Origin of the sequence: Paenibacillus chitinolyticus NBRC 15660 (assembly GCF_000739915.1) — a bacterium.
GTDB lineage: Bacteria > Bacillota > Bacilli > Paenibacillales > NBRC-103111 > Paenibacillus_F > Paenibacillus_F chitinolyticus.
In genome coordinates, this window is record NZ_BBJT01000002.1 from 92,827 (window position 1) to 114,487 (window position 21,661).

At 45.3% G+C, this 21,661-nt stretch carries 16 protein-coding genes and 3 pseudogenes; 6 read left to right on the forward strand and 13 right to left on the reverse strand.

Annotated elements, in window-relative coordinates:
• Window positions 1-45: 45 nt before the first annotated feature.
• From PCH01S_RS02170 to PCH01S_RS02195, 6 genes are all read right to left on the reverse strand, one after another.
• Window positions 46-945 carry a class I SAM-dependent methyltransferase gene (locus tag PCH01S_RS02170; protein ID WP_042226439.1) on the reverse strand — a complete coding sequence of 300 codons (900 nt, stop codon included), beginning with the start codon at window positions 943-945 and terminating at the stop codon, window positions 46-48.
• 139 nt (window positions 946-1,084) lie between these two features.
• Window positions 1,085-2,530: an MDR family MFS transporter gene (locus tag PCH01S_RS02175; protein WP_407670220.1), complete on the reverse strand. Its 1,446-nt coding sequence runs from the start codon at window positions 2,528-2,530 to the stop codon at window positions 1,085-1,087.
• Window positions 2,531-2,643: 113 nt separating this feature from the next.
• Window positions 2,644-3,126 carry a DinB family protein gene (locus PCH01S_RS02180; RefSeq protein ID WP_042226441.1) on the reverse strand — a complete coding sequence of 161 codons (483 nt, stop codon included), beginning with the start codon at window positions 3,124-3,126 and terminating at the stop codon, window positions 2,644-2,646.
• 57 nt (window positions 3,127-3,183) lie between these two features.
• The gene (locus tag PCH01S_RS02185; RefSeq protein ID WP_042226443.1) at window positions 3,184-3,816 is read right to left on the reverse strand and encodes a ThuA domain-containing protein; all 633 of its coding nucleotides are present in this window, start codon (window positions 3,814-3,816) and stop codon (window positions 3,184-3,186) included.
• 172 nt (window positions 3,817-3,988) lie between these two features.
• Entirely contained in the window at window positions 3,989-4,390 is a 402-nt protein-coding gene (locus PCH01S_RS02190; protein WP_042226445.1) for an Rrf2 family transcriptional regulator, read from the reverse strand.
• 130 nt (window positions 4,391-4,520) lie between these two features.
• On the reverse strand, window positions 4,521-4,868 hold the full coding sequence (locus tag PCH01S_RS02195; RefSeq protein ID WP_042226447.1) for a VOC family protein: 348 nt from the start codon (window positions 4,866-4,868) through the stop codon (window positions 4,521-4,523).
• A 225-nt stretch (window positions 4,869-5,093) separates the two neighbouring features.
• Here PCH01S_RS02195 and PCH01S_RS02200 point away from each other — a divergent pair, with 225 nt between their 5' ends.
• On the forward strand, window positions 5,094-5,951 hold the full coding sequence (locus PCH01S_RS02200; protein WP_042226448.1) for an arginase family protein: 858 nt from the start codon (window positions 5,094-5,096) through the stop codon (window positions 5,949-5,951).
• A gap of 163 nt (window positions 5,952-6,114) precedes the next feature.
• Here PCH01S_RS02200 and PCH01S_RS02205 read toward each other — a convergent pair whose 3' ends face one another.
• From PCH01S_RS02205 to PCH01S_RS02220, 4 genes are all read right to left on the reverse strand, one after another.
• On the reverse strand, window positions 6,115-6,645 hold the full coding sequence (locus PCH01S_RS02205) for an AAA family ATPase (protein ID WP_042226450.1): 531 nt from the start codon (window positions 6,643-6,645) through the stop codon (window positions 6,115-6,117).
• An 89-nt stretch (window positions 6,646-6,734) separates the two neighbouring features.
• Window positions 6,735-7,448, reverse strand: a complete 714-nt coding sequence (locus PCH01S_RS02210; protein ID WP_042226452.1) for a CPBP family intramembrane glutamic endopeptidase — start codon at window positions 7,446-7,448, stop codon at window positions 6,735-6,737.
• Window positions 7,449-7,738: 290 nt separating this feature from the next.
• The gene (locus PCH01S_RS02215) at window positions 7,739-8,977 is read right to left on the reverse strand and encodes a 2,3-bisphosphoglycerate-independent phosphoglycerate mutase (RefSeq protein WP_042226454.1); all 1,239 of its coding nucleotides are present in this window, start codon (window positions 8,975-8,977) and stop codon (window positions 7,739-7,741) included.
• Between the two features lie 17 nt (window positions 8,978-8,994).
• Entirely contained in the window at window positions 8,995-10,482 is a 1,488-nt protein-coding gene (locus PCH01S_RS02220) for an SLC13 family permease (protein WP_042226455.1), read from the reverse strand.
• 246 nt (window positions 10,483-10,728) lie between these two features.
• Between PCH01S_RS02220 and PCH01S_RS02225 the strand changes: the two genes are divergently transcribed.
• From PCH01S_RS02225 to PCH01S_RS02235, 5 genes and pseudogenes are all read left to right on the forward strand, one after another.
• Complete coding sequence (locus tag PCH01S_RS02225) at window positions 10,729-11,631, forward strand: LysR family transcriptional regulator (RefSeq protein WP_042226457.1); 903 nt, start codon at window positions 10,729-10,731, stop codon at window positions 11,629-11,631.
• A 462-nt stretch (window positions 11,632-12,093) separates the two neighbouring features.
• Window positions 12,094-12,321 (forward strand): annotated as a pseudogene (locus PCH01S_RS31710) (response regulator); the annotation flags it as partial.
• A pseudogene (locus tag PCH01S_RS31715) lies at window positions 12,298-12,403 on the forward strand (DNA-binding response regulator); the annotation flags it as partial. The pseudogenes PCH01S_RS31710 and PCH01S_RS31715, both read left to right, overlap by 24 nt.
• A 95-nt stretch (window positions 12,404-12,498) precedes the next feature.
• Window positions 12,499-12,729, forward strand: coding sequence for a winged helix-turn-helix domain-containing protein (locus PCH01S_RS31720; protein ID WP_409372154.1), 231 nt, complete (start codon window positions 12,499-12,501; stop codon window positions 12,727-12,729).
• Window positions 12,726-14,150: a HAMP domain-containing sensor histidine kinase gene (locus tag PCH01S_RS02235; RefSeq protein ID WP_042226460.1), complete on the forward strand. Its 1,425-nt coding sequence runs from the start codon at window positions 12,726-12,728 to the stop codon at window positions 14,148-14,150. Before PCH01S_RS31720 ends, PCH01S_RS02235 begins: the two co-directional genes overlap by 4 nt.
• A gap of 137 nt (window positions 14,151-14,287) precedes the next feature.
• Here PCH01S_RS02235 and PCH01S_RS29565 read toward each other — a convergent pair whose 3' ends face one another.
• The 3 genes and pseudogenes from PCH01S_RS29565 to PCH01S_RS02250 all read right to left on the reverse strand — a co-directional run bounded on the left by PCH01S_RS29565 (window position 14,288) and on the right by PCH01S_RS02250 (window position 21,512).
• A complete protein-coding gene (locus PCH01S_RS29565; protein WP_084706501.1) occupies window positions 14,288-17,440 on the reverse strand; it encodes a fibronectin type III domain-containing protein in 3,153 nt (1,050 codons plus the stop codon).
• A gap of 497 nt (window positions 17,441-17,937) precedes the next feature.
• A pseudogene (locus PCH01S_RS02245) lies at window positions 17,938-18,225 on the reverse strand (penicillin-binding transpeptidase domain-containing protein); the annotation flags it as partial.
• Between the two features lie 122 nt (window positions 18,226-18,347).
• Window positions 18,348-21,512 (reverse strand): hybrid sensor histidine kinase/response regulator, encoded by a 3,165-nt coding sequence (locus PCH01S_RS02250; protein WP_042226462.1) that lies wholly within the window; start codon window positions 21,510-21,512, stop codon window positions 18,348-18,350.
• Window positions 21,513-21,661: the final 149 nt, after the last annotated feature.

Here is a 21,661-nt window from a genome sequence, read left to right on the forward strand (position 1 = left end):
GTCCTCCTCGTTAGTATGCTATTCGGTATTTATGGCGACTGCAGGCTAGATACGGTCTTCTCTGTCGTACATATGCTGATTTTGCAGACGAACAAGCACTTTGCCGAACCGGCCGCCTTGCCGGATTTCCACTTGTCCGCCGGGATAGCGCGTGTCCAAGTAACGGGAGACAATATCACGAACCCTATCGTCCGCCGCGATACCGTACATTTTCAACCAATTGATCGTCTCCTTGAATGCCGTCTCCTTGGAGACTGTCGTTATTTTCATTTCTTCGGTTACCAACGATTGATACGAGTATCCCTTTAGCAGCAGTAATTGGGTCAGGTAAATCATCTCCAAATGTTCGGTCTCTCGGGGGCGATCCGTGACAAGCGGCCATACCTCGTCGACCAGGCTGTGCTTCCTGGAACCTACCGACAAGCTCATGTAGCAGAACGCTTTCGCGCAGCTCAGCACCTTCTCCACACTGGCCCAATCGCTCAGAACCGGGCACATGGAGACAAAGACGAGATCAAACGCTCGCTCCCATCCCCTTACTTCAAGATCGATGTTTTCGAAAGGTTCGTGAACCACCTTGACCGTTCCATTCGTCAAGCCCGAACTATTTTGCTCCAGGAGCTCGATCAACGGACGAGAAGTTTCAACTGCGGTAACATCCGCTCCCCGCTCCGCGAAAGGTACGGAAAAGCCACCCGACGCCGCACCTATATCCAGAACAGAAGATCCCGAAAATTCAACGCCCTGGTCCTCTAGCCAGTTCATAATCCGCCTGGCCCTTCGCCTGCCTTCTTCGCTGAACACCTCTTTATTGAACGACTCGGCGGCTGAATCAAGTGAATGCGCCGGATCGATGCCGGCCCTCTTCATCTTGTTTACTCCCGTATACGGATCTTCCTTCCAGGCTTTTTCCCATACCGCCGAATCAAATAGTTCATCTCTCATCGTATTTATCCCCCTTTTTTCTCCTAATAAAGGTTTGAAGTGGAGCCCTTGGATAGCGGAAGTCAATCGACGCAAACCTTGGTATCGCGGCATCGGTCCGCAGCAATTTCGCCGCGGAATCCTTTGCCGTTAGCTGTCGTTATTTCTGCTCCGGTATGTGAACACGTTTCATGAACAGAGAGAAGACGAAACCTACAATCGCAACGACAATCGCAATTTCGAAAACGTTCTGTATTCCCGCTGTCAAAGCAAGCGTCACGTTGGCCGGGTCCGTCTGGTCTGCCGTTTGTTTCAGAAAGCTGCTCATGCCCACAGACATGATACTTACCGCAACCGCTGTGCCGATCGCACCCGCCACCTGCTGGACTGTATTCATAATCGCGCTGCCGTGCGGGTAAAGTGAAGGAGGCAATTGGTTCAATCCATTCGCCTGCGAAGGCATCCAGACCATGGAGATCCCGATCATCAAGAAGGTATGAAGCGCAATGATTTGGGGGATTGTCGTCGTTGTCGTAATTCCGGATAGGAACCAGAGCACGACGGATACCAAGGCCATTCCTGCGGGAACAACCCATCTTGGCCCAAATTTATCGAATAATCTGCCCATAATCGGTTGCATGACTGCGTTCACAATCCCCCCGGGCAGCAAAACAAGTCCGGTAGAAAATGCGTTTAGACCTAAGCCTCTAATCAAATACATGGGCAGCATAAGCATAGCTGCCATCATCACCATTACAGCGATCATAAGCATAACCGTGCCAACCGTAAACATCGGCTGTTTGAATGCCTTTAAATCCATCACGGGCTGCTTCATTCGCAATTGCCGTACCGCAAATATCACAAGCGCCAATATGCCGACAATCAACGGAATCACGACCTTGGGCGACCCAAGTCCCCCTTCTCCTTCCCCGGCGCTGCTCAAAGCAAATACAATCCCGCCGAAGCCAAGTGTGGATAAGATAAGCGAATAGATATCTATTTTCGGCTTGGTAATGATCGAAATATTTTGCATATATCGCATTCCAAACAGAAGAGAAAACGCCAAAACGGGAAGAGACAATCCGAAAATCCAGTTATAGCTAAGCTGCTCGATCAACAGGCCGGAAAGAGTAGGTCCGACAGCAGGAGCAACCACGAGGACGAGCCCGATTAGCCCATAAGTCATTCCCCTCTTCTCGGGTGGAACAATGACCAGCACGGTGTGAAACATCAGCGGCAGTATGAGCGCTACGCCCGCGGCTTGAATAACCCGTGCAAGCATGAGCAGCTCAAATCCCGGGGCAACCGTCGCCACCGCCGTGCCGAGTAAAGATAACAGGAGCGAAGCCGTGAACAATTGCCTGGTTGAAAACCATTGAAGAAACAACCCCGATACCGGAACCAATATGCCCAGGGTCAGTAAGTAACCGGTCGTCAGCCATTGGGCCGTTGCGGCGGTGATATGAAACAGGTTGATTAAATCGCTGAGCGCTACGTTTAAAGCCGTCTCGTTAAACATCCCAATAAATCCGCTTAACAGTAAGGAAACCATGATTGGAATAACTTTATACTTTTGCACCGCACTATGCTGTGCTTCTGTCGTCACTGCTTGCATACTCTACACTCTCCCAGTTAAAATTCGATATTTAGACTTTAAGGATACTAGATATCTTTAATTGCTTTAAAAAAAGAGTTATGTACCTACATTCAGTTCCCGGTTCAATGAAATCGCTTAAGTTTAGCGAGGTTCATTTTCGGCGGGATATACCCGAGCTGCCTGCCCATTTTTAACATTTGTCCTCTATGATGAAATTCGTGGGTGGTGGTGTGCGTAAATAGCCATAATTCGGTTAACTCTACGCTGTCACTCTGCCAGGAGGCTTGAACGGTAGGGTCCCATTTGTTTTTAAATTCACTCAGAAATTCATGAACCAGGGCATCCGTTTTCTTAAAAATTTCACGCATTTCCTGTACATTGTCAATGGATTCTGGTTTTATTTTGGGAAGTGATTTACCAAGGGCACGACTCCCCAACCATACCCGGTAACAATCGGCTACATGAGCCTGTAGACTGCGAATAGAATCTCCGCCTAAGGCTTCAACTTCTTTAACATAATCTGTTTTGGAAAAAGTTTCGCAATAACGAAATAATGATTCCCTTGTGCGTTGGATCATTTCATACTGGCTTTTGAGTACGTCCATCTTCTTGCTCCTCTTTTGATAATAGGGGTCAAACGGGGGATTTCTCCCCCTGGTTAACTACTCTACGAACCTCTGGGCAGCCCACATTCCGCTATTTCGAATCAGCTTGCGTACGGATTCTACCCGGAAAGATGGAAGATGATGCCCCGGCATCAGATATACCACGCGTCCGGAGCCATAGGTATGTGCCCACGCTGCAGGCCACCGCTGGCCATCATGGTCATATTCGGCAAGTATAACCGCCGAGTCATGCGGACTCAGCTCGAACCGGAAAGGTTCTTCATCTATCGCAAAATCGCTTAAATTCCCCACAATCGGGTGACTCCCATGATTATATCGAATTGGCAGCGACGTATATTCCGGATGTCCCGTAACCCTGCCGCCGATTAACTTTTCGAGCTCTTCGCTTTGCTGCAGAGAGATACCGTTGTGAATAGCTAGCAGCCCCCCGCCGTTTTTCACATAGGATAGGAGCGCTTGTACCTGATCTTCGGGGATCTCCAGATCCGAAAAGTCGGTGTACGATATGAACAGATCATAACCCTTCAGTTTATCCTCCTGAAGCACAGCGTAATCATCCGTACATTCAACGTCCATAGCCTGTTCAAATATGGCTTGCAATTCGTGATCGATATACGTGAAAGGATGATATTTCGCGCCCTCGTATTGTCCAAGCGCAATGGCTTTCATATTCATAGTCTCCTCTCTTTCCCATTTACCAGGGTTATCCTATTTCCCTAATTTCATTTGAGCCGATAGCCGCCATTCACCCCCTTTATCGATTCAATCCTAGCCATTATAAAACAATATTAAAGATATAAAAGATAATTAATATCTTTAATTGACTTAAAAAAAGAAATTATTATATGACTATATTGTATTCCCGCACAAGATCAGACATTTTCTGATTTCTCAACTGTTCTTCCATCTTCTCTTCTGCCAATAATACCACCTTCTGAATCGGGCATCCAGGTCCATGTTCGAAACTGCAATCGAACAAAGAGGCCGAGCCTTCAATCGCATGAATGATATCTAGGAACGAAATATTTTCCCAATTTCGTTTGAGTCGATAGCCGCCATTCACTCCCGTTATCGATTCAATCATGCCCGCCTTCACCAACTTGGTCAGTATTTTGGACAAATAGGTTGGAGACACACTTTGCCGCTCCGCCAACTGCTGTACACCTATTGGTTTTTGGGGAGTCGCCGCAGTAAGAAAGAGCATCGTATGGAGGGCATAATCGGTAGCCTTGGAGTATTTCATTCATAATCACCTCAAACACAGACTTAACAAGTCTATAATAACTATTATGCTTTATTACGTCAAGCTTCAGCAGATGAAGGTTTGTTTCGATCTATTCCATGGCACTATTCATCCTGTCCAACCAAACACGTTATTTCTCCCAAAGTTCGACCAGTCGGCCTTCAGGATCTTCAATCCAAATAAACTTTCCAAATTCACTAACCTCTTTATTCTTTGCAAGAGGTACACCAATATGTTCAAGATGCTTAATAGTCTCGTCCAGATTATGTACTTCGAAATTTAACATCACTTGTTGTTCTGCCGGAAAATAATTGTCATTCTCGGTAAAGAAAGAAAAGATCGTCTCATTTCCTGATTGGGGTTTTATCACAGTCCCATTCCAGTTTTCTATTTCAATCTGCAGCACTTCACTGTACCATTTTTTTATTACATCCATATTCTTAGTTCTCCAAAAGATGCCTCCAAAACCTTTTATCATTGTATCTAACTCCTGTCTTTCATCAATTTTTAAATCTTAATGCCAGCAACTGAAGATTGCCCTTTCGTTTGCTCTTGGCCTTCCGGATCCCGAGGACTCATCGCACCGCCACGGTTTTAATGCTTACACTATCCTTTCTGGAAGTACCTATCAATTAAGTGCGTACTGTTTTTTTGCGGGTCTACATTTTATACTGGCTTTACTTTAAATAAAGGAGAGAAAAAAATGACTAAAAAAACAATACGCCTACTGATGCCGCAATGGCAAGGGGGAAACAATCCTAACTACTCTTTTGGAGCCGAACTCCTTGCTTGGCTAGCTCCTGACAATGATCAGCCCCTTATTCATGTCCCCGTTCAGGCTTATGACGGAATTCCGCTTGAAAACGAGAACGGTACGTATGGAAGAAAACAGCTGCTTGAGCAATTAGAGGCTGCTCATCATATCATTGATGCTTATAAACCGGATCGTATTGTTATGTTTGGTGGTGACTGCTTAGTCGAACAAGCCCCATTCGCCTATTTAAACGAACGATACAAGGGGGAATTAGGTTTGGTTTGGATGGATGCTCACAGCGATTTAGGCAGAATTGTAGGGTATGATTATGGGCATACCTTACCTCTCGGGAACTTGATGGGAGAAGGTGATGAAGAGTTCGCCAAACATGTAAAAATTCCTTTAAACCCTGAAAATGTGTTTATTGCAGGTATAAATGTACAAACAGATTTAGATACAGAAATCATTCAACGACTAGGTATTAAAACTGCTGGAACCCAAGAGTTAATGAACGGCACTAAATCTATAAAGGAATGGATTAAACAAAGTAACATTAAGCACCTAGCAATTCACCTTGATTTAGATGTGCTTGACCCTAAAGCATTTCGTTCTTTATTATTCGCCAACCCTGAAACCCCTTATGAATTTTCTGCTGCTGGAACCATGCAAATGTCCGGGCTCCTTAATCTGATTAAAGAGCTGTCTGAAGAAACAGATGTGGTTGGATTGGGTATAACAGAGCATTTACCGTGGGATTCTATTAACTTGAGGAAACTGCTTGGAGAAATACCTATTTTAAATAAGTAAAGTCATTAAAACGCACTCACGCACTATATGTTTGAACTGTACTGAATCCGTTCTTCTAAGCTTATTCCACTCCATGTCATAGGCATAAATCTTGACTACCGACAATTTCTTATTAACTTAGGAGAGACTCCGGACCTGCTGCTGTTTCAGCATGTTATTCAACTTACGTCCGTTCGCTCAATCCATTAAATTTTCTGCGTTCCCGTTCCAACAGTTCACGCAACGTCATCAAGCTTTCGGCCGCAGTTTGATGAGCTGTGTCGATGATGATGTGATCTCGGTCCCAAACATCATACTGCCGGTTCCTGACCTTCTCCCAAGTAGGTAGAACAAAACCGGGTATATCGGCTGCACGCGTTTCGACTCGATGCCTGTGTTCACGATCGTCAGAGCAGATCACTTCGATTTCCACAAACGGAGTTTCAAGGGATTCCGCCACGCTGCGCCAAGCTTGACGCGTTTCATGGATAGGATTGACTGTATCTGCTATGACGTCAAGGCCCAGCCGGAGATTCTGCGATGCAATCGCATAACACACGATGTAACCCGCAGGTCCATCGTCCCAAGTTCCGGCAACCCGCATAGCCTGCTCCACGACATCGACTCGCAGATACGCTGCTTGTAACTCTCTAGCCAGAGCGGATGATAGCGTGGACTTCCCGGTGCCTGGTAACCCGCTAAAGATATAAAGCATAAAGCTCTCCTCCTTCACAGCAACATCAGCATAACGTGAGGTACTCGTTCACGTTATGCTGATGTTTTATTTTTTTATTCTACGCCTTATCAGAAAAATGCAGTTTCGCCTCTGGGACGATTTCGTATCTTGTACTTGATCCAGAGAAACAGTATGAATGGCAACGCTGTGTTCGAAGCGATAAAGAACAATAGCGACGGCAAGCCCGTGAGCGGCACATACTCGGCACCTTTAAACGGAATAAACAATTGATCGCCAATAGGACTGTCAGAGAATAGGATTGCCGAAGCTGCGTTCCAACCGAGATGGCTGCCCGCCGCGATTGCCATGGAACCCGATTCTGAGTACGCATATGCCCATACCAGTCCCATCACAAAAGTAGTTGCAAACATAAAAATCATAACGGGGATGTTGCCGAACAAACCATGCGAGAACCAATGATAAACCCCAAAGGCGGCTGCCGAAAGAACAATTCCGGGGCGAACACCGAACCAGCGGATCAGTATAACAAGCAGTGCTCCCCGAAAAAGCAGTTCTTCAAACCAAACAGACTTAAAACTCCACCAACTGGCAGCGAAAAAGTCAGTCCATCGATAGCCGGCGTTTACTTCCCAGCCCGCTGACGTAATCAAAGACTCTGTCCATTTGACAACCGCACAAACGACCAGTCCAATCAGTAAAGCAATTCCAAATTGCCGCAGGCGCAGACCAATTGGATTGTACCCGAGTACGGACAACGGCTGCCTAATCGTGAAGCGAAGCAAAAGCCATGACAACAGTACCATTACGATCATGCCTAACATAACAAGTCTCCATCCCCTTTATCGATTTTATTCTCGCATGACTGTTCTTTTCGAAACTCATGCATTTGCAAGAGACAGCTTACTGATGTGGGATGATTTGCTGTGAATGTGAGGAGCCGACTTCTTGGATCCGTGCTTTACTTACGAATGTACAAAGAAAAAGTTTCCATACCTGGATTGTACGTCATTCAAACGGATAATAAAAAAGAGGCTGGGAAAATTCCCAGCCTCTCTTGGATAACGATTACGGTTCTTTTGAAGTAGACTAAGCTATGTGGATTGTGAAATAGCTAATTCCCCAGCTTTTTCACTCGGCCCATAAGACCGTAGAGCGTTCGGACAAATTCATTTCCGGTTAAATGTCCTAGCCCTCCATAAGCACAATCAATTTCATTGTACCGCCAATTCCGGTCTCTTCGGACGCTGGGCCCGTAAATCAGAACCGGAACGGGATCGCCGGTGTGTTCTCCTACCTCACAAGGCGTTGAGTGATCGGCAGCCAATGCGAGATAGGTGTTATCAGGCAGTCCCTGAGCGATAAGCCCCACCATTTTATCGAACTGCTCGATCGCTTTTGCTTTTTCAAGCGGTTCATTATCATGACCTTTCAGGTCAGGTGCCTTGAAATGTACCAAAACCATGTCACTGTGGGCGATTTCTTCGATCGCCAGTTTAGCTTTCAGCTCAATATTCGTATCGATATTTCCTGTCATACTGCTGTCCGTGATGGCTTTAAAGCCGGCCAGCCGTGCAACGCCGAGAACCGTACTTTCTCCCGCGATGCAGCTTCCTTTTATGTTTAGTTCATCCGTGACCGGCTCAAGACGAGCCAACTTCCCGGCTCCCCTGGTAAGAAGAAAATTAGCGGGCAGTTTGCCCTGTTCGACACGTTTTGCATTGACCGGATGATCCGATAAGATGGCGTGAAATTTAGAAAGAAGATTATTCAGGATCGATGCCGTTCTCTTGGACTCCTCCGAATCGTCCAGCGGCTGTACCTCTTGATAGGGACATCCGTCGTTCGGCGCTTTAGGGTCCGAATCGCTGATATTTTCGCTCAATCCGGCTCCCCGCAGGATAAGTACAGCTCGATGTTCCGTTGCCGGTTTAACATACACCTTTACCCCTTGAAGCTCCAAACCGTTGATCGCATCCGCGATTTCATCTGTTCCCTGCCGGATCCGTCCCGCTCTGCGATCGACAACGATTCCGTTGTCGTCCACCGTGGCGAAATTACACCGAAGCACGACGTCTCCCTCTTGAACCTCCATTCCGATTCCCAGAGCTTCGATCGGCCCCCGTCCGGGATAATGATGCGGCTGGTAGCCGAATAAAATCATATGCCCCATATCCGTCCCCACGGGAATGCCCGAACCGATCAAATCCATCATGCCTGAAATGCCCATCAAAGCCAGCTTGTCCAAATGAGGCGTCTTCGCGAATTCCAACGGCGTTTCATGATTAAGCAGTGGGTGGGGGCGGTCTCCTACCCCGTCAGCAATGGCTAAAATAACTTTTCTCTGCAGCATGGTATCCTCCTAATAATCTATATTCCGATGACTTTAAACCAGGTGAATATGGCCAAGCTGATCACGCAAGCACCGATAAAGCATGTCACGACCGCATATTTCACTTGATCCAATACGGTAAAATATCCTGTGCCGAAATAGATGGTATTCACCTTGGAATGCGGCGGAAGCGTGATGGTGTACGTCATGGTCATGGCTGCGGCTAAAGCTAGCGGGACAGGGTCCAGTCCGAGCGTTTTGGCCAGTGCGATGAATGCCGGTATCAATATCGTCACTCGTACGGTTTTGCTTGTAAAGATAAGATGGCTGTACATGCTGAGGAACACCACCACGATATAAACCAGAGCATGGTTCATTTGCTCTAATCCCAGAGCGTCTACGACCTTGCCGATGATCCACTCCGCGCCTTTCGATTTATCCAGCGCATTACCGACCGCGTAGGCACCTGCCGCGAAAATCATCAGCTCCCATTTGATGTTGGTCTCTTTCCATGTCAGCAAACCGACTCGGGGCAAGAGACACAGGAGCGCAGAGAGCACGGCCGTTTGTTCCGTACTGATCTCGAAACCGAACCAAGCCTTGTGGTAGTCACCGGTCGCCCATAGAACTACAGTAAAAATAAAGATCGCCACAGCCTTCTTTTCATCCAGGGAGAATGAACCCAACTTCTTTAACTCATCCTTGAGTGTATCCATCGCGCTTGTGAAATTGGTTTCATCCTTGAATGAAAACAGCTTTAATCCGACGAAGAACGTGATGAGCATCGTAACGATCGCAGTGGGCATAGAGGCCAGAAGCCAATCCATGTAGCCGATGTTACCTCCTGCCTGATCATTAATGAATCCGACTGCGATAATGTTTCCCGAAGTAGCCGTCATGACACCCGATGTCGCAATCGCGTCGGCTTGAACCCCTTGAAGCATCATCGTCTTGCCAAGGTTGCTTTTACCCGGTATCGCTTTGTAGACTTCCAACAAAATTAGGCAAATCGGCACCATAAGTGTAGCTCTAGCCGTAGTGGAAGGAACGAAGAAGGCGAGAATAAAATTGATGACAATCAATAAAAACAACGTCGTTTTCGGCGTCTTACCGAACTTTGTGACCATCCATAACGATAATCTTCTGCCCAAATTCGACTTGATCATGGCAGCGGTGAGAATAAACGCGGAGACCATCAGCCAGATGACGTCATACCCTAATGTTCCGAACGCGACCGATTGATCCTTAACAGCTCCGACTAGAGGAAGCAGTAAAATGGCCATAATGGAGGTCAAATAAATAGGAATCGGGGTGGTAATCCAAAGAATGAGCGCTCCGGTGAAAATGGCGATCGAACTTTGGGCTTGCGCGCTCATGCCTTCAGGCGTCGGCATAAAGAACAGCAGCAATCCGACCGTTATGGCCAGGGGAATCCCCCACTTCTTCATGCTTTCTTCCATCTTGCTCTTTTTCTTGATCGGCGGCTGTTTGTCATCACTTTCTAAGTTCCCTTTGATCTCGGACATCTCGTGCCCTCCCCGTCTAATGATAACGCTTTCATAATAGACAATATTTTTTGTTGAATCAATCCGATTTTATTCTTGTAATCCTCTCATCTTGTTATCAATCCAGATTCATCGAATCCCCATCCTTTTATTTATTTTCGTTTGCATTTTTAGTATAGTAACGATGATTGTATCAATCAATTTGATTATCTTTTATAAACAATAACAAATCATTATAATACAATTTCCTTGAAAGGTGAACTGCCCATGAACTTCAGCAAACTGCAAACATTCCTCACTCTATCCGAGTGCTTGAACTTTACGGAGGCGGCCGAATTGCTCTATTGCTCCCAACCGTCCGTTAGCATGCAAATTCAAAGCATGGAGGCGGAGTTGGGGGTATTACTTTTTGACCGGATCGGCAAAAAGCTTTACCTGACGAAACAAGGCGAAGAGTTCAAGCCTTACGCGGAGCAAATGATCAACCTGCTGCATTCAGCCAAAGATCATATTAGGCAGTTGGAAGACTTATCCTATGGAACATTGTCGTTCGGTGCGAGCAATTTTGTGGGCGTCTATCTGCTTCCCATGATCCTGCGCAATTATTCCAAAACGTTTCCAAATATTAAAATCAACATGAGTATTACTTCTTCTAGCCATCTTATTCACATGTTGGAATCTAATAAAGTTGAATTTCTTGTTCTGTCTGATCGGGTATTGATGGATGAATCCCGTTTTGAACGTAAAACTTTTTACGAGGACGAGCTTGTCCTTATTGTCAACCCTCTGCACCCGCTTGCCGCAAAGCCGGTTTGTACCCTACAGGACTTGGCCAACGAAACGTTCATTATCAAACCTGACAAATCGGCCACGCGAGGTTACTTGGAAGGAAAGTTTGAGGAATTAGGGTTTACTCCACCCAAATATCTTGAAATCAGTAACTTGGAAGGAATTAAACAAGCGGTTATTCATGAACTTGGCGTATCGATTGTTTCTAACTTTGCCATTCAACAAGAAATTAAAAGCGGATTGATCGTCAAAATACCCGTAAAAGGGGTTACCTTCACCAGAGGGATCTGTTATGTCTATCATCGTCAAAAGCATTTTTCTCCTGCGGCCAAACAACTTGTTTCATTATTAGATCAATTCTATGACGTCAATTCCAACTAATGGGCGAAGCAACCGAAGTGCGATAGCCGTCTTTGGCTTGTTTCTTTCGGCACTTCTCGGTTGTTATCGCAAAATATGAAAATGACCGGGCAAGCAACAGCCTACCCGGTTCATCCGCTTTACTGCTATTTGTAATACAAGTTCAGCGTAACATCTATAGAGCAAAATTTAGATCTGGCATTCTGAGTATCGATTTATTGAATCAATGTGCCATCAACATAAACCAACCTCCTCATTTTAGTTGACTCAAAAATCATTCCTTTATTCTCCTATCAAAATACAGATGTACTTTTCTTAATAGATTCTTAATGAATTGCAGTAAATATGTATTTCTCTATCTATTATTGATATGATTTGATCGTGATCAAGATTGGCTTTATTTCGCTGAAGTAGGAGGAATGATTCACCATCAATCAAATTTTAATAGTAGACGATGAACCCGGAATTCGTCAGTTAATTAGGATGCATTTAGAACAAGCGGAACTTCAAGTCATAGAAGCCGGTTCAGGACGACAAGCTATTCAATACTTACAGGAATATGCCATAGAATTAGTGATATTGGACCTCATGATGGATGATGGCAACGGGTTCGAGGTACTGCAATATCTACGGGACGCAAATATGGAATCATTAGTAATTGCGCTTAGTGCAAGACGAGAAGTGCAAGACAAAATCTTGACGCTCGGATTAGGTGCAGATGATTATGTCACAAAGCCTTTTAGCCCAGTGGAATTGGTTGCTCGCGTACAAGCACAGTTAAGAAGACATCGCCCTCATTCTTCTTATCCTGCTAAGATTCTACGTTTAAATAAATTAGTGCTGGATATCGAAAATTATCTTTTGCGAAATGATGGAATATCATTTTCTGTGACCCCGGTAGAGTGCCGACTTTTAGAAATGTTCATGCAAAATCCAGACCGCGTTTTAACCAAGAGAGAAATTTACAAGCAGGTGTGGAATCATGAAAACTTTGATGATAACAATTTAAGTGTTTTTATCAGCAAACTGCGAAGCATTCTTGAACCCACGGAGGATTCGCCTCATTACCTTCACACCATACGTGGAATTGGTTACAGATTCTCAGGTGATGGACAATGAAAAATCGAACAAAGCTTTGGCTACTTATGCTCATTAGTGCAATCACTAGTATTCTTCTGTTTAGTTCACTTAGTCTCGTTATGGGTAAAATAGGAGATAGGGGTTATGATCTGAAAAGCCTGAACGCCCTCTCGCAAGAAGTACTTAATACGATTGCAACGCATCAAGCTTTTCAGATCGAAGACATCACGCCAATATTGGATAATGCTCATAGCAACCATCCTGATATTCGTTATGAATGGATTTCAGCAGATGGATCGACGATTTATGATACCTTCGGAGAAAAGAAAACCTATGATTTTGAGCAGCTTGCAAATCGAATGCTTAATATGCCTCAGAACCTATGGGGGGTCGATGAACCAGTTACGCTTACTTTTTCTATTAGCCAAGCTCATCAACCCTATTATTTGTTGATGAGCTTGTCCAGTGACGACATGAAAAATGGGCAAGTTTACTTTTTCATGCGCACCTTTAAAGCCCTGTCTACTTTTATGCTACCGTTAATTGTTGCTTTATTAATTCCCTATCTACTGTCTCTATGGTTTTTCTCTTCCATGGACAAACGAATCAATAAGCTCAATCATGCTTTAGGGCAGCTTAACCTCCAAAGTGAACTCACTGTACTAGAGGATACGAAAAAGGATGAGATTGGCCAACTCACTACGCATTATAATGCCATGGCTCGCCGTATTCAAAATCAAGGCGAACAAATCAAGCAATTTGACGCCAGACGAAATCTGCTGCTATCTAATCTCTCCCATGATCTGCGCACCCCGCTAACGATGATTTTAGGCTATGCGGAAACGATTCGCGCTGGATTATATAAGGATGAGAAGGAGCTGCAGGCGAGTGCCAAAGTTTTGCTGCAGCGCTCTCGTTATATCGATAAGCTATTAGATCAATTGTTAGATATTACTCGTCAGGACGAGGGGAATTTAGAGCTTCATGTTGACTTGCATAATGTATCTGAGATGATGCGAAAAGTGGCTGCAGACTACCTGATGTTTCTTGAGGGGCAAAACTTTACTGTTGAAGTCAATATCCCCGACGAGGATATCCAAGCCTGGATTGATGCCTCCCTAATCGAACGTGCGCTGCGAAACCTGTTGGACAACGCGATCCGTTACGGATCAGAAGGCCATTATCTTGAGGTCGGGCTTACGGAAAAGTATGATGCCCTATTCATGACGGTTATCGATAAAGGACGCGGCATTCCCTTACAGGATCAAAAACATGTTTTTGAACGGTTCTACCGTGTCGATGGCAGCAGAAAAGGCGAAGGACTCGGCATTGGACTATCCATTGTCCAAGAAATCATTTCCCTCCATGACGGATCAATTACCTTCACGAGTGTCCCTTTTGAAAGAACAGTATTCGAGGTCCAGCTGCCAAATCATCAGCGTGAACAATCAAAGTCATAATAGGTAATGTAATAGGGCACCCAAAAGGTGCCCTATTATCTGTTAATCGTATATAACTCTCCAAAGACGCTTGTGCTTTTTTTAAATAGCTTCCCTTAAAACTGGAATCATGTTTCTGATAACGGTGATCGCTTGCTTTAGCTCTGCTTACTCTTTTGATCGATCATCTTTAGCAGAATTGTTACGGCCTCCGCTCTAGTTGCCTTATCATGAGGAGCGAATTTGTTCGAACCTTGGCCTGATATCAGGCTAAGATTCTTCAACACTGCTACCTGAGCCTTTCCCCAGCTTGGAATGTCTGCGTCGTCCACGAAGTCGGTTATAGTATTCACTTCCACCTTCAGTGCTAGCGCTTTAGCGATCATCACAGCCATCTCTGTGCGTGTAATTTCTGCATCTGGACGGAAACTGCCATCCGAGTAGCCGTTAACGATGCCCGCTTGAACAGCTTGCTCTATCGCTTTCTGCGCCCATGTTCCAATCTTCGCCGAATCGTTGAACGTAAGCTTCGCAGCTTCCTCTTGCCGTTTCAACGCCTTCATCAGCATCACCACAAATTCAGCCCGAGTGATGATGGCATTCGGCTTGAACGTGCCATCCCCATACCCATTCACGAATCCGCTCTGTACTGCCTTATTGATGTCGGATACTGCCCAGTGCCCGGCTATGTCACTAAAGTTAACTTCCTTCGACTCGTCTATCGAGGGTGCTCCAATGGGCAATCCCGACGCCCGATCTACCACCAGCACAGCAAATTTCATGAAGTTGTCCACCTCTACGCTGATGCGATTGCCTTCGATTTTGCCGTTCTCGATTTTCACCCATGTTTTCGTAGCTTCATTATAGTGAAAAATCGCTACCGTTTGGTTGCTATTCACTTGGCTTTGTTTAAATACCATAGTCAACGTAGCTGGCTTACTGAGATTTTCTGGAATATTCTTCTGAACGTCGAACACCGGGCTTGCCGAAATTTCATTATGTGCAAAAAGATTTTGCGTATTCGATACCTTCTCAATGTTAATTTCCAACGGTTTGCTGGTAGCATTAGCCGGAATACGTATGAAGATCTCTTGATCCAAGCTCACTTCACCGGTGCTTCCTAACGGAAGTGTTAGTTTCCCATTCGTTGAGTAAATGGGGCTGCTGATTGAACCATGGTTACTGCTTGAACTTCCGCTTGAACTTCCGCTTGAGCTGTTTCTTGGCGTAACGGGGTTGGATGGGGAGGAAGTTGGGCTTGATCCGGCGCCATTCGTCGAAACCACCGTGAACGTGTATTCTGTTCCGTTCGTCAATCCCGTGACCGTGACCGGACTCAAGGTTGTGCTCGTGCCTGTGAATCCTCCTGGACTCGACGTAACCGTATACAGCGTGATCGCACTTCCCCCATCACTCGCTGGGGCGTCGAAGCTGACCGTTGCTTGTCCATTACCTGCGGTCGCCTGGACATTCGTCGGTGCACTCGGCACACCGATCGGTGCAACGGGCGTCACACTCGACGTTGCCAATGATGCCGCGGAGTTACCTGCACCATTCGTCGCAACTACTGTGAACGTATACGCCGTTCCGTTGGTCAACCCCGTGACCGTGACCGGACTCGCGGTTGTGCTCGTTCCTGTGAATCCTCCTGGACTGGACGTAACCGTATAGCCCGTGATCGCACTTCCACCATCGCTCAATGGGGTGTCGAAGTTGACCGTCGCTTGTCCATTGCCTGCGCTCGCCGTCACATTCATCGGTGCGCTAGGCACACTGATCGGTGCGACGGGCGTCACACTCCCTGATGCCGCTGATGCCGCGGAGTTGCCTGCGCTATTCTTTGCAACTACTGTGAACGTATACGCCGTTCCGTTCGTCAATCCCGTGACCGTGACCGGACTCGCGGTTGTGCTCGTTCCTGTGAATCCTCCTGGACTCGACGTAACCGTATAGCCCGTGATCGCGCTTCCCCCATCACTCGCTGGGGCGTCGAAGCTAACCGTCGCTTGTCCATTGCCTGCGGTTGCTGTCACATTCGTCGGTGCGCTAGGCACACTGATCGGTGCGACGGGCGTCACACTCCCTGATGCCGCTGATACCGCGGAGTTGCCTGCGCTATTCTTTGCAACTACTGTGAACGTATACGCCGTTCCGTTCGTCAATCCCGTGACCATGACCGGACTCGCGGTTGTGCTCGTTCCTTTGAATCCTCCTGGACTCGACGTAACCGTATACAGCGTGATCGCACTTCCACCATCGCTCAATGGGGCGTCGAAGTTGACCGTCGCTTGTCCATTGCCTGCGGTTGCCGTTACATTCGTCGGTGCGCTCGGCACAGCAACTACTTTAAACGCATTTGAATGAGAATATCCTGCTGCATGACTTCCATTCTGATCGTCAACACGAATGTGCAAATACCACGTACCTACAGCAGAAGGCGTAGAAATGGACTCTTCGCTCGTGAACTCTACCCACTCCACATTCGGCCAATCGGGCACCGTTACCGCTGTTGACCATCGGTAATACGTTTTGGAAGATCCTACAAAATCAGGAACAGTAACCGTTACCTTTGTTGAATTAGCTTGCTTTCCCTCTGATTCGCCGTTTGGAGAATAGCTGACTCCGTAAGATAAAATATTGAGGAATGTATGCCCCCAATCAGAAGCATACGTCTTCGCTATAGAAGGATCAAAGGCTATCACCGAAACAGGTTTAAAAGAATTACTAAACGCATTAGTTCCAATTGCAGTTGAATCCCCTTCAATAATCACGCTTGTTAATCCATAATTATCAGAAAATGCAAAATCACCTAAGCTCGTTACACTGTTTGGGATCGTTACACTCGCTAATTCGTTCCAATAAAATGCATTATTACCTATGCTCGTTACACTGTTTGGGATCGTTACACTCGTTAATTTGTTCCAATGAAATGCAGAAACGCCTATACTCTTTACACTGTCCGGGATCGTCACACTCGTTAACTGATTATTATAAAATGCTGCATCTCCTATGCTCGTTACACTGTCCGGGATCGTCACACTCGTTAATTGTTTATTATAAAATGCAGCATACCCTCCTATGCTCGTTACAGGATATCCATCTATTGTAGCAGGAATATCAACCTCTGTGTCCGTTCCAGTATATCCTGTAATGGTTACTTCTGAGTTACTTTCTGTGTATTCATAATCTCCGGATACTGCCGCCTTCGCCTCCTGAATACTACCTCCTGTCCATGAGCCTAGCGTAATCAAAGCCAGCGTGAGTAGACAAATGATCAACTTCCTTATTTCCAACAAATTCGATCGCATCATGTGACTGTTGCACCCTCTTCTATTATTATTCGATTGCACCACTCCACATTTTACTAGAGAATTCTAACTTGAATCTTAATGGATTCTTAATAGATAATGTAAATTTATGTAATTAAAAATCGGGAACATTACACTGTTTCACTGTACGTGCGTTCGTGCTGATCAGGCGTTAGATAGCCATCTCGCCACCTTGTAAGCCAGCCCACAGCGTAATCGACGTGAAAAACGACTCACCGTATAAGGCACCACAAAAAAGACCCGCATCCGCTCATAACCGAGCTAATTGAGCCTCTTCAATCTCCAGCCCCTACCTAGAAAAAAATGATGCGCCCTTGCGATTACTCGCGACGGTATTGCATCAGGGTGAGCGCGGTTTGTACGATATCGGGCATGCCATCCTAGAATGGACAAGTATGGTCCTCCATTTTAATGAACCCGACATACCATCCGACCGAGGGCTTATCGCTTCCTCCCGTTTTCCTGTATATCGCGGATCATCATTCTCTTCCTGGATGATGATCCGCGAGGAAATCGACTTCCTCAACCGGAGATATCTTCAGAGAGCTATTTAACCAAAGTCGGTCGATCCCGCCGCTAAAGTCCTTGCTGCCATAATCCGCTCTATTCACCCATTCTTGCATTCGTTCCTTGCCAATATCGCGAGCCATCGCTTGATAGTACCACACAACGGAATAACGCATGGCTGATGCCGACGTATGATCTTGATTCCAAATTTCGCGGGCTCGTCTATTCCCGTCCCACTTCTTCACCGTGTTCTCATCCGCAACGGTACCCGCACCTCAAGCACTCACTTTTCTCCGTTTTATATCAACAAGTAGCACTATTGAAACATTGTAGTCCCTTTACAATCCAACAGCCATAAATTTCGCCCTATTTGTGGTACCCTTCAGCTTAACGGGTTTATCGTATCCGCGCTATTCGACCTGTTACGCACACGAAAAGTTACCTTTGTCCCATTATCTATCGTACTTTGTATATCGAGCCCTGTTCCAAAGTGCCTTTTTAATCGCTGATCCGTATTAATCAATCCGACTCCCGAACTACTGTCCGCTCTTCTTTCCAGTATTCTTTGTAATTGATCTTTGTCCATTCCAATTCCATCGTCTTCAATGGTTATCTCTGCATGCGTATCATAGACAGAAACCCGGATAACAATCTTCCCTCCGCGGGGGCGATTCATAACTCCATGTCTTATCGCATTTTCAACGAGAGGCTGGATCGTAAGAAACGGGATTTCTAATTCCGCATAGTCATCTATCTCCCAATTGATCTGCAGCTTTTCTTCGAAACGGATCTTTTCGATATATAAGTAAGAGCGCACTAGACTTAGCTCCTCTTCAATCGGAACAAGTCCATTCGGATTTTCGAATTTAAATTTATTTCTCAAAAAATTACTGAGCTCATGGAGCAAATTACCCATCTTATCTAAATTAATTTCTTTTAAAGCTATGACGGAATTTAAGGCATTAAATAAAAAATGAGGCTGAATTTGCGCTTGGAGCCATGCAGCTTCTAATTGCAATTGTTCACGAATGACTTGCTTAATCGTGGTTAGAGCCTCGATCCGTGACTTTATTTCTATGGCCTCCACCGGCTTCGTCACATAGTCGTTTGCCCCCGCCAAAAATCCGCTCTGAATATCTTGCGGTTGACTTCTTGCGGTGAGGAGCAGAATAGGAAGCTCAGCGAGTGTATATCGCTCACGAATGATCCGTGTCAGCTCATAACCGGACATCTGCGGCATCATAATATCAGAAATGATCAGATCCCATTCCTTGGTACCCAGTACTGCTAACGCTTCTTTACCGCTCGTTACCATCGTCACCTCATAGTCTTCCGGCGGTAGAATGGTTTCAAGCACTTGAAGGTTGATAGGATCATCATCAACAATTAATAAGTGCGGACGATCGCGATGCACGTCTAATAAAATGGTTGGTTTCACGACCGGCGGGATATCCGCCTTTTCCCCGTTTTCCCAGACATTTTCTTGAATCGGCACGGATCGTAATGGCAATGGCTCAAGTGCGCTCGTCCTATCGTTCTCTTCCTCCGCCACCAAGTCTGCCAGCTTTAATGAAAATTTAAATTCAGAGCCTTCTCCTGCAACAGAGGACACGGCTAACGTACCTCCCTGAAGCTCGACCAGCTGCTTGCTTATACTCAAACCTAACCCGAAGCCGCCTTCAATCATGGTCTCACGCGTGCTGGCTTGTTCATACGGACGGAATAGGCGCTTAAGCATGTTCTCATCCATCCCGATACCGGTATCCGCAATAACGATACAGGCTTGTCCCTCTTCCACATAAGCTCGAATCGAAATGACCCCATCGTTTGTATATTTCACTGCGTTATGAAGTAAATTGAAAATAATTTGAGTCACCCGGTTCTCATCCGCATGTACGGGAGGAAAATCTTCAGGAATATGATTTACAATTTGCAGAGACTTCACTTCTGCATTTAATTGCAGCATATCAAGCACGCCGGTTACAATTGGCTGAATAAACAGGACTCTTTGCTGTATACGCGGATTGCCTTCCCGTAAACTCATCACATCAATCAAATCGTTTAATATCAATGTCATTCGACGTCCTACAGATAAAACCGTTTCAAGCTCTTTGATACTCCTTTCCTGCAACAAATGCCGCTCCCGTTTTAAAACGGATTGTGACATATTAAGAATACTATGAAGCGGATTTTTAAATTCATGAGAAGTATTTGCTAGGAATTGATCTTTATGGTCATTCATCCTTTGCAAGGTTGTCGCAAGCTCTTTCGTGTTCGCATGCATGATTAAATAATCTTTAAACCATACAGAGGCTAAACAAGCCATCGCAATAATCATATCGAACGGATAGTAGACAAGACTTAAACCGCTATCCAGCAAGATTAACGACCAAAGAGAATGGTTCATCAACGCAAGAAAAGAGAAAAGCAGTAAAAGATTGCTCTTTAAATCTTTAATTACTTTTTTAAACATCGTAATCAGCGTTATAACTGCAGCAGTACCGCCTAATACATAATAAATAGGGAAGAGCATGATCACTTGAGTTGGATTTAAAAACAACGTGATGCTGGCAGTCCCTAGACTCATTATTTTATAGACAGGGTACATCCTACGCCAATATGGAAGCTCGCGATGATTCGTACACTGGAGCAAAGCATAGGCTGCAATAACCAAAGCAAAATTAGTCAGCCTAAAATCCCAATTACTTCCAATGTAAAATAATTGATGGAACAACTTCTCATCCGTACTAAAGACACTCGTGATCGTTACACATAATGCAAGCAAACTGAAATAAAGCAGCTTCTTTTCCTTATTTCCTAGTAAATACAAAATAAGTGCATAGACAGCATGCATAATAAATATAATCGCTGCCAAAAACTGCATAAAAATGGAAAATTTCATCTCTTTGGCAATGGCTTCTTCTGAACCGAATTTAATGGATCGGACAATGCCCCCGCTTCGACTATCCACATAATTTGCCGCCTGAATGACGAGTTCGATTACACCATTGTCATCTGCTGTAAAGGTTGTAGAATAAGGTAGGTCCTTCGAAATATATTCATCCTTTATCGTCGCAACCTGTCCGGATTTAGTAAGTAATCGACCGTTTACATATAATTCTGATGCAGTGCGTACGCTGGGCACACGAATACTATAATTCAGGTCCTTTTCCGGATTTACATAAACTCGCAAGCGATAAGAACCGAATCCGTATGGAGTTGACTTCCCGGCATGCAAAGCTTCATTCCATCTTCCCGGAACCCCAATAAGCCTTGGCTTACTCTCGCCAAATCCTTGTAGCTGCCTGCCATCCATCAGCCGTTGTGAGGGATAAAACTCCCATTCTCCATCAAGTAAAACAATTTCCCCGTCCTCTGCATTCCAATTGCGCAAATCGAATTGCCCGTTTTTAATCGGCTCATGTTTTTGATCATGAAACATTTCCATCCACAAAATGCGCGAACCGGATAAAATAATCAATAACAATCCTAGCATTACTAGCATATTGCTCTTCTTTATTTGGTATTTGGATGAATGATTTGCCAAGAAATATACCTCTCCTATTCGTTCTCATCTAAAAAATTTATGTAGGCACTAACTCCTAGTTTACTTTATGCCATGAATTTCCTTGTGTCTATTATACAGCCATACATACTTAGCAAACTTTAGATTTTTATTGAAATAAAAAAGAATGA

Coding starts and splice junctions, on each gene's coding strand:
- PCH01S_RS02170 (WP_042226439.1), bottom strand. CDS start 945: ATGAGAGATGAACTATTTGATTCGGCGGTATGGGAAAAAGCCTGGAAG.
- PCH01S_RS02180 (WP_042226441.1), bottom strand. CDS start 3,126: ATGGACGTACTCAAAAGCCAGTATGAAATGATCCAACGCACAAGGGAA.
- PCH01S_RS02185 (WP_042226443.1), bottom strand. CDS start 3,816: ATGAAAGCCATTGCGCTTGGACAATACGAGGGCGCGAAATATCATCCT.
- PCH01S_RS02190 (WP_042226445.1), bottom strand. CDS start 4,390: ATGAAATACTCCAAGGCTACCGATTATGCCCTCCATACGATGCTCTTT.
- PCH01S_RS02195 (WP_042226447.1), bottom strand. CDS start 4,868: ATGATAAAAGGTTTTGGAGGCATCTTTTGGAGAACTAAGAATATGGAT.
- PCH01S_RS02200 (WP_042226448.1), top strand. CDS start 5,094: ATGACTAAAAAAACAATACGCCTACTGATGCCGCAATGGCAAGGGGGA.
- PCH01S_RS02205 (WP_042226450.1), bottom strand. CDS start 6,645: ATGCTTTATATCTTTAGCGGGTTACCAGGCACCGGGAAGTCCACGCTA.
- PCH01S_RS02210 (WP_042226452.1), bottom strand. CDS start 7,448: ATGTTAGGCATGATCGTAATGGTACTGTTGTCATGGCTTTTGCTTCGC.
- PCH01S_RS02215 (WP_042226454.1), bottom strand. CDS start 8,977: ATGCTGCAGAGAAAAGTTATTTTAGCCATTGCTGACGGGGTAGGAGAC.
- PCH01S_RS02220 (WP_042226455.1), bottom strand. CDS start 10,482: ATGTCCGAGATCAAAGGGAACTTAGAAAGTGATGACAAACAGCCGCCG.
- PCH01S_RS02225 (WP_042226457.1), top strand. CDS start 10,729: ATGAACTTCAGCAAACTGCAAACATTCCTCACTCTATCCGAGTGCTTG.
- PCH01S_RS02235 (WP_042226460.1), top strand. CDS start 12,726: ATGAAAAATCGAACAAAGCTTTGGCTACTTATGCTCATTAGTGCAATC.
- PCH01S_RS29565 (WP_084706501.1), bottom strand. CDS start 17,440: ATGATGCGATCGAATTTGTTGGAAATAAGGAAGTTGATCATTTGTCTA.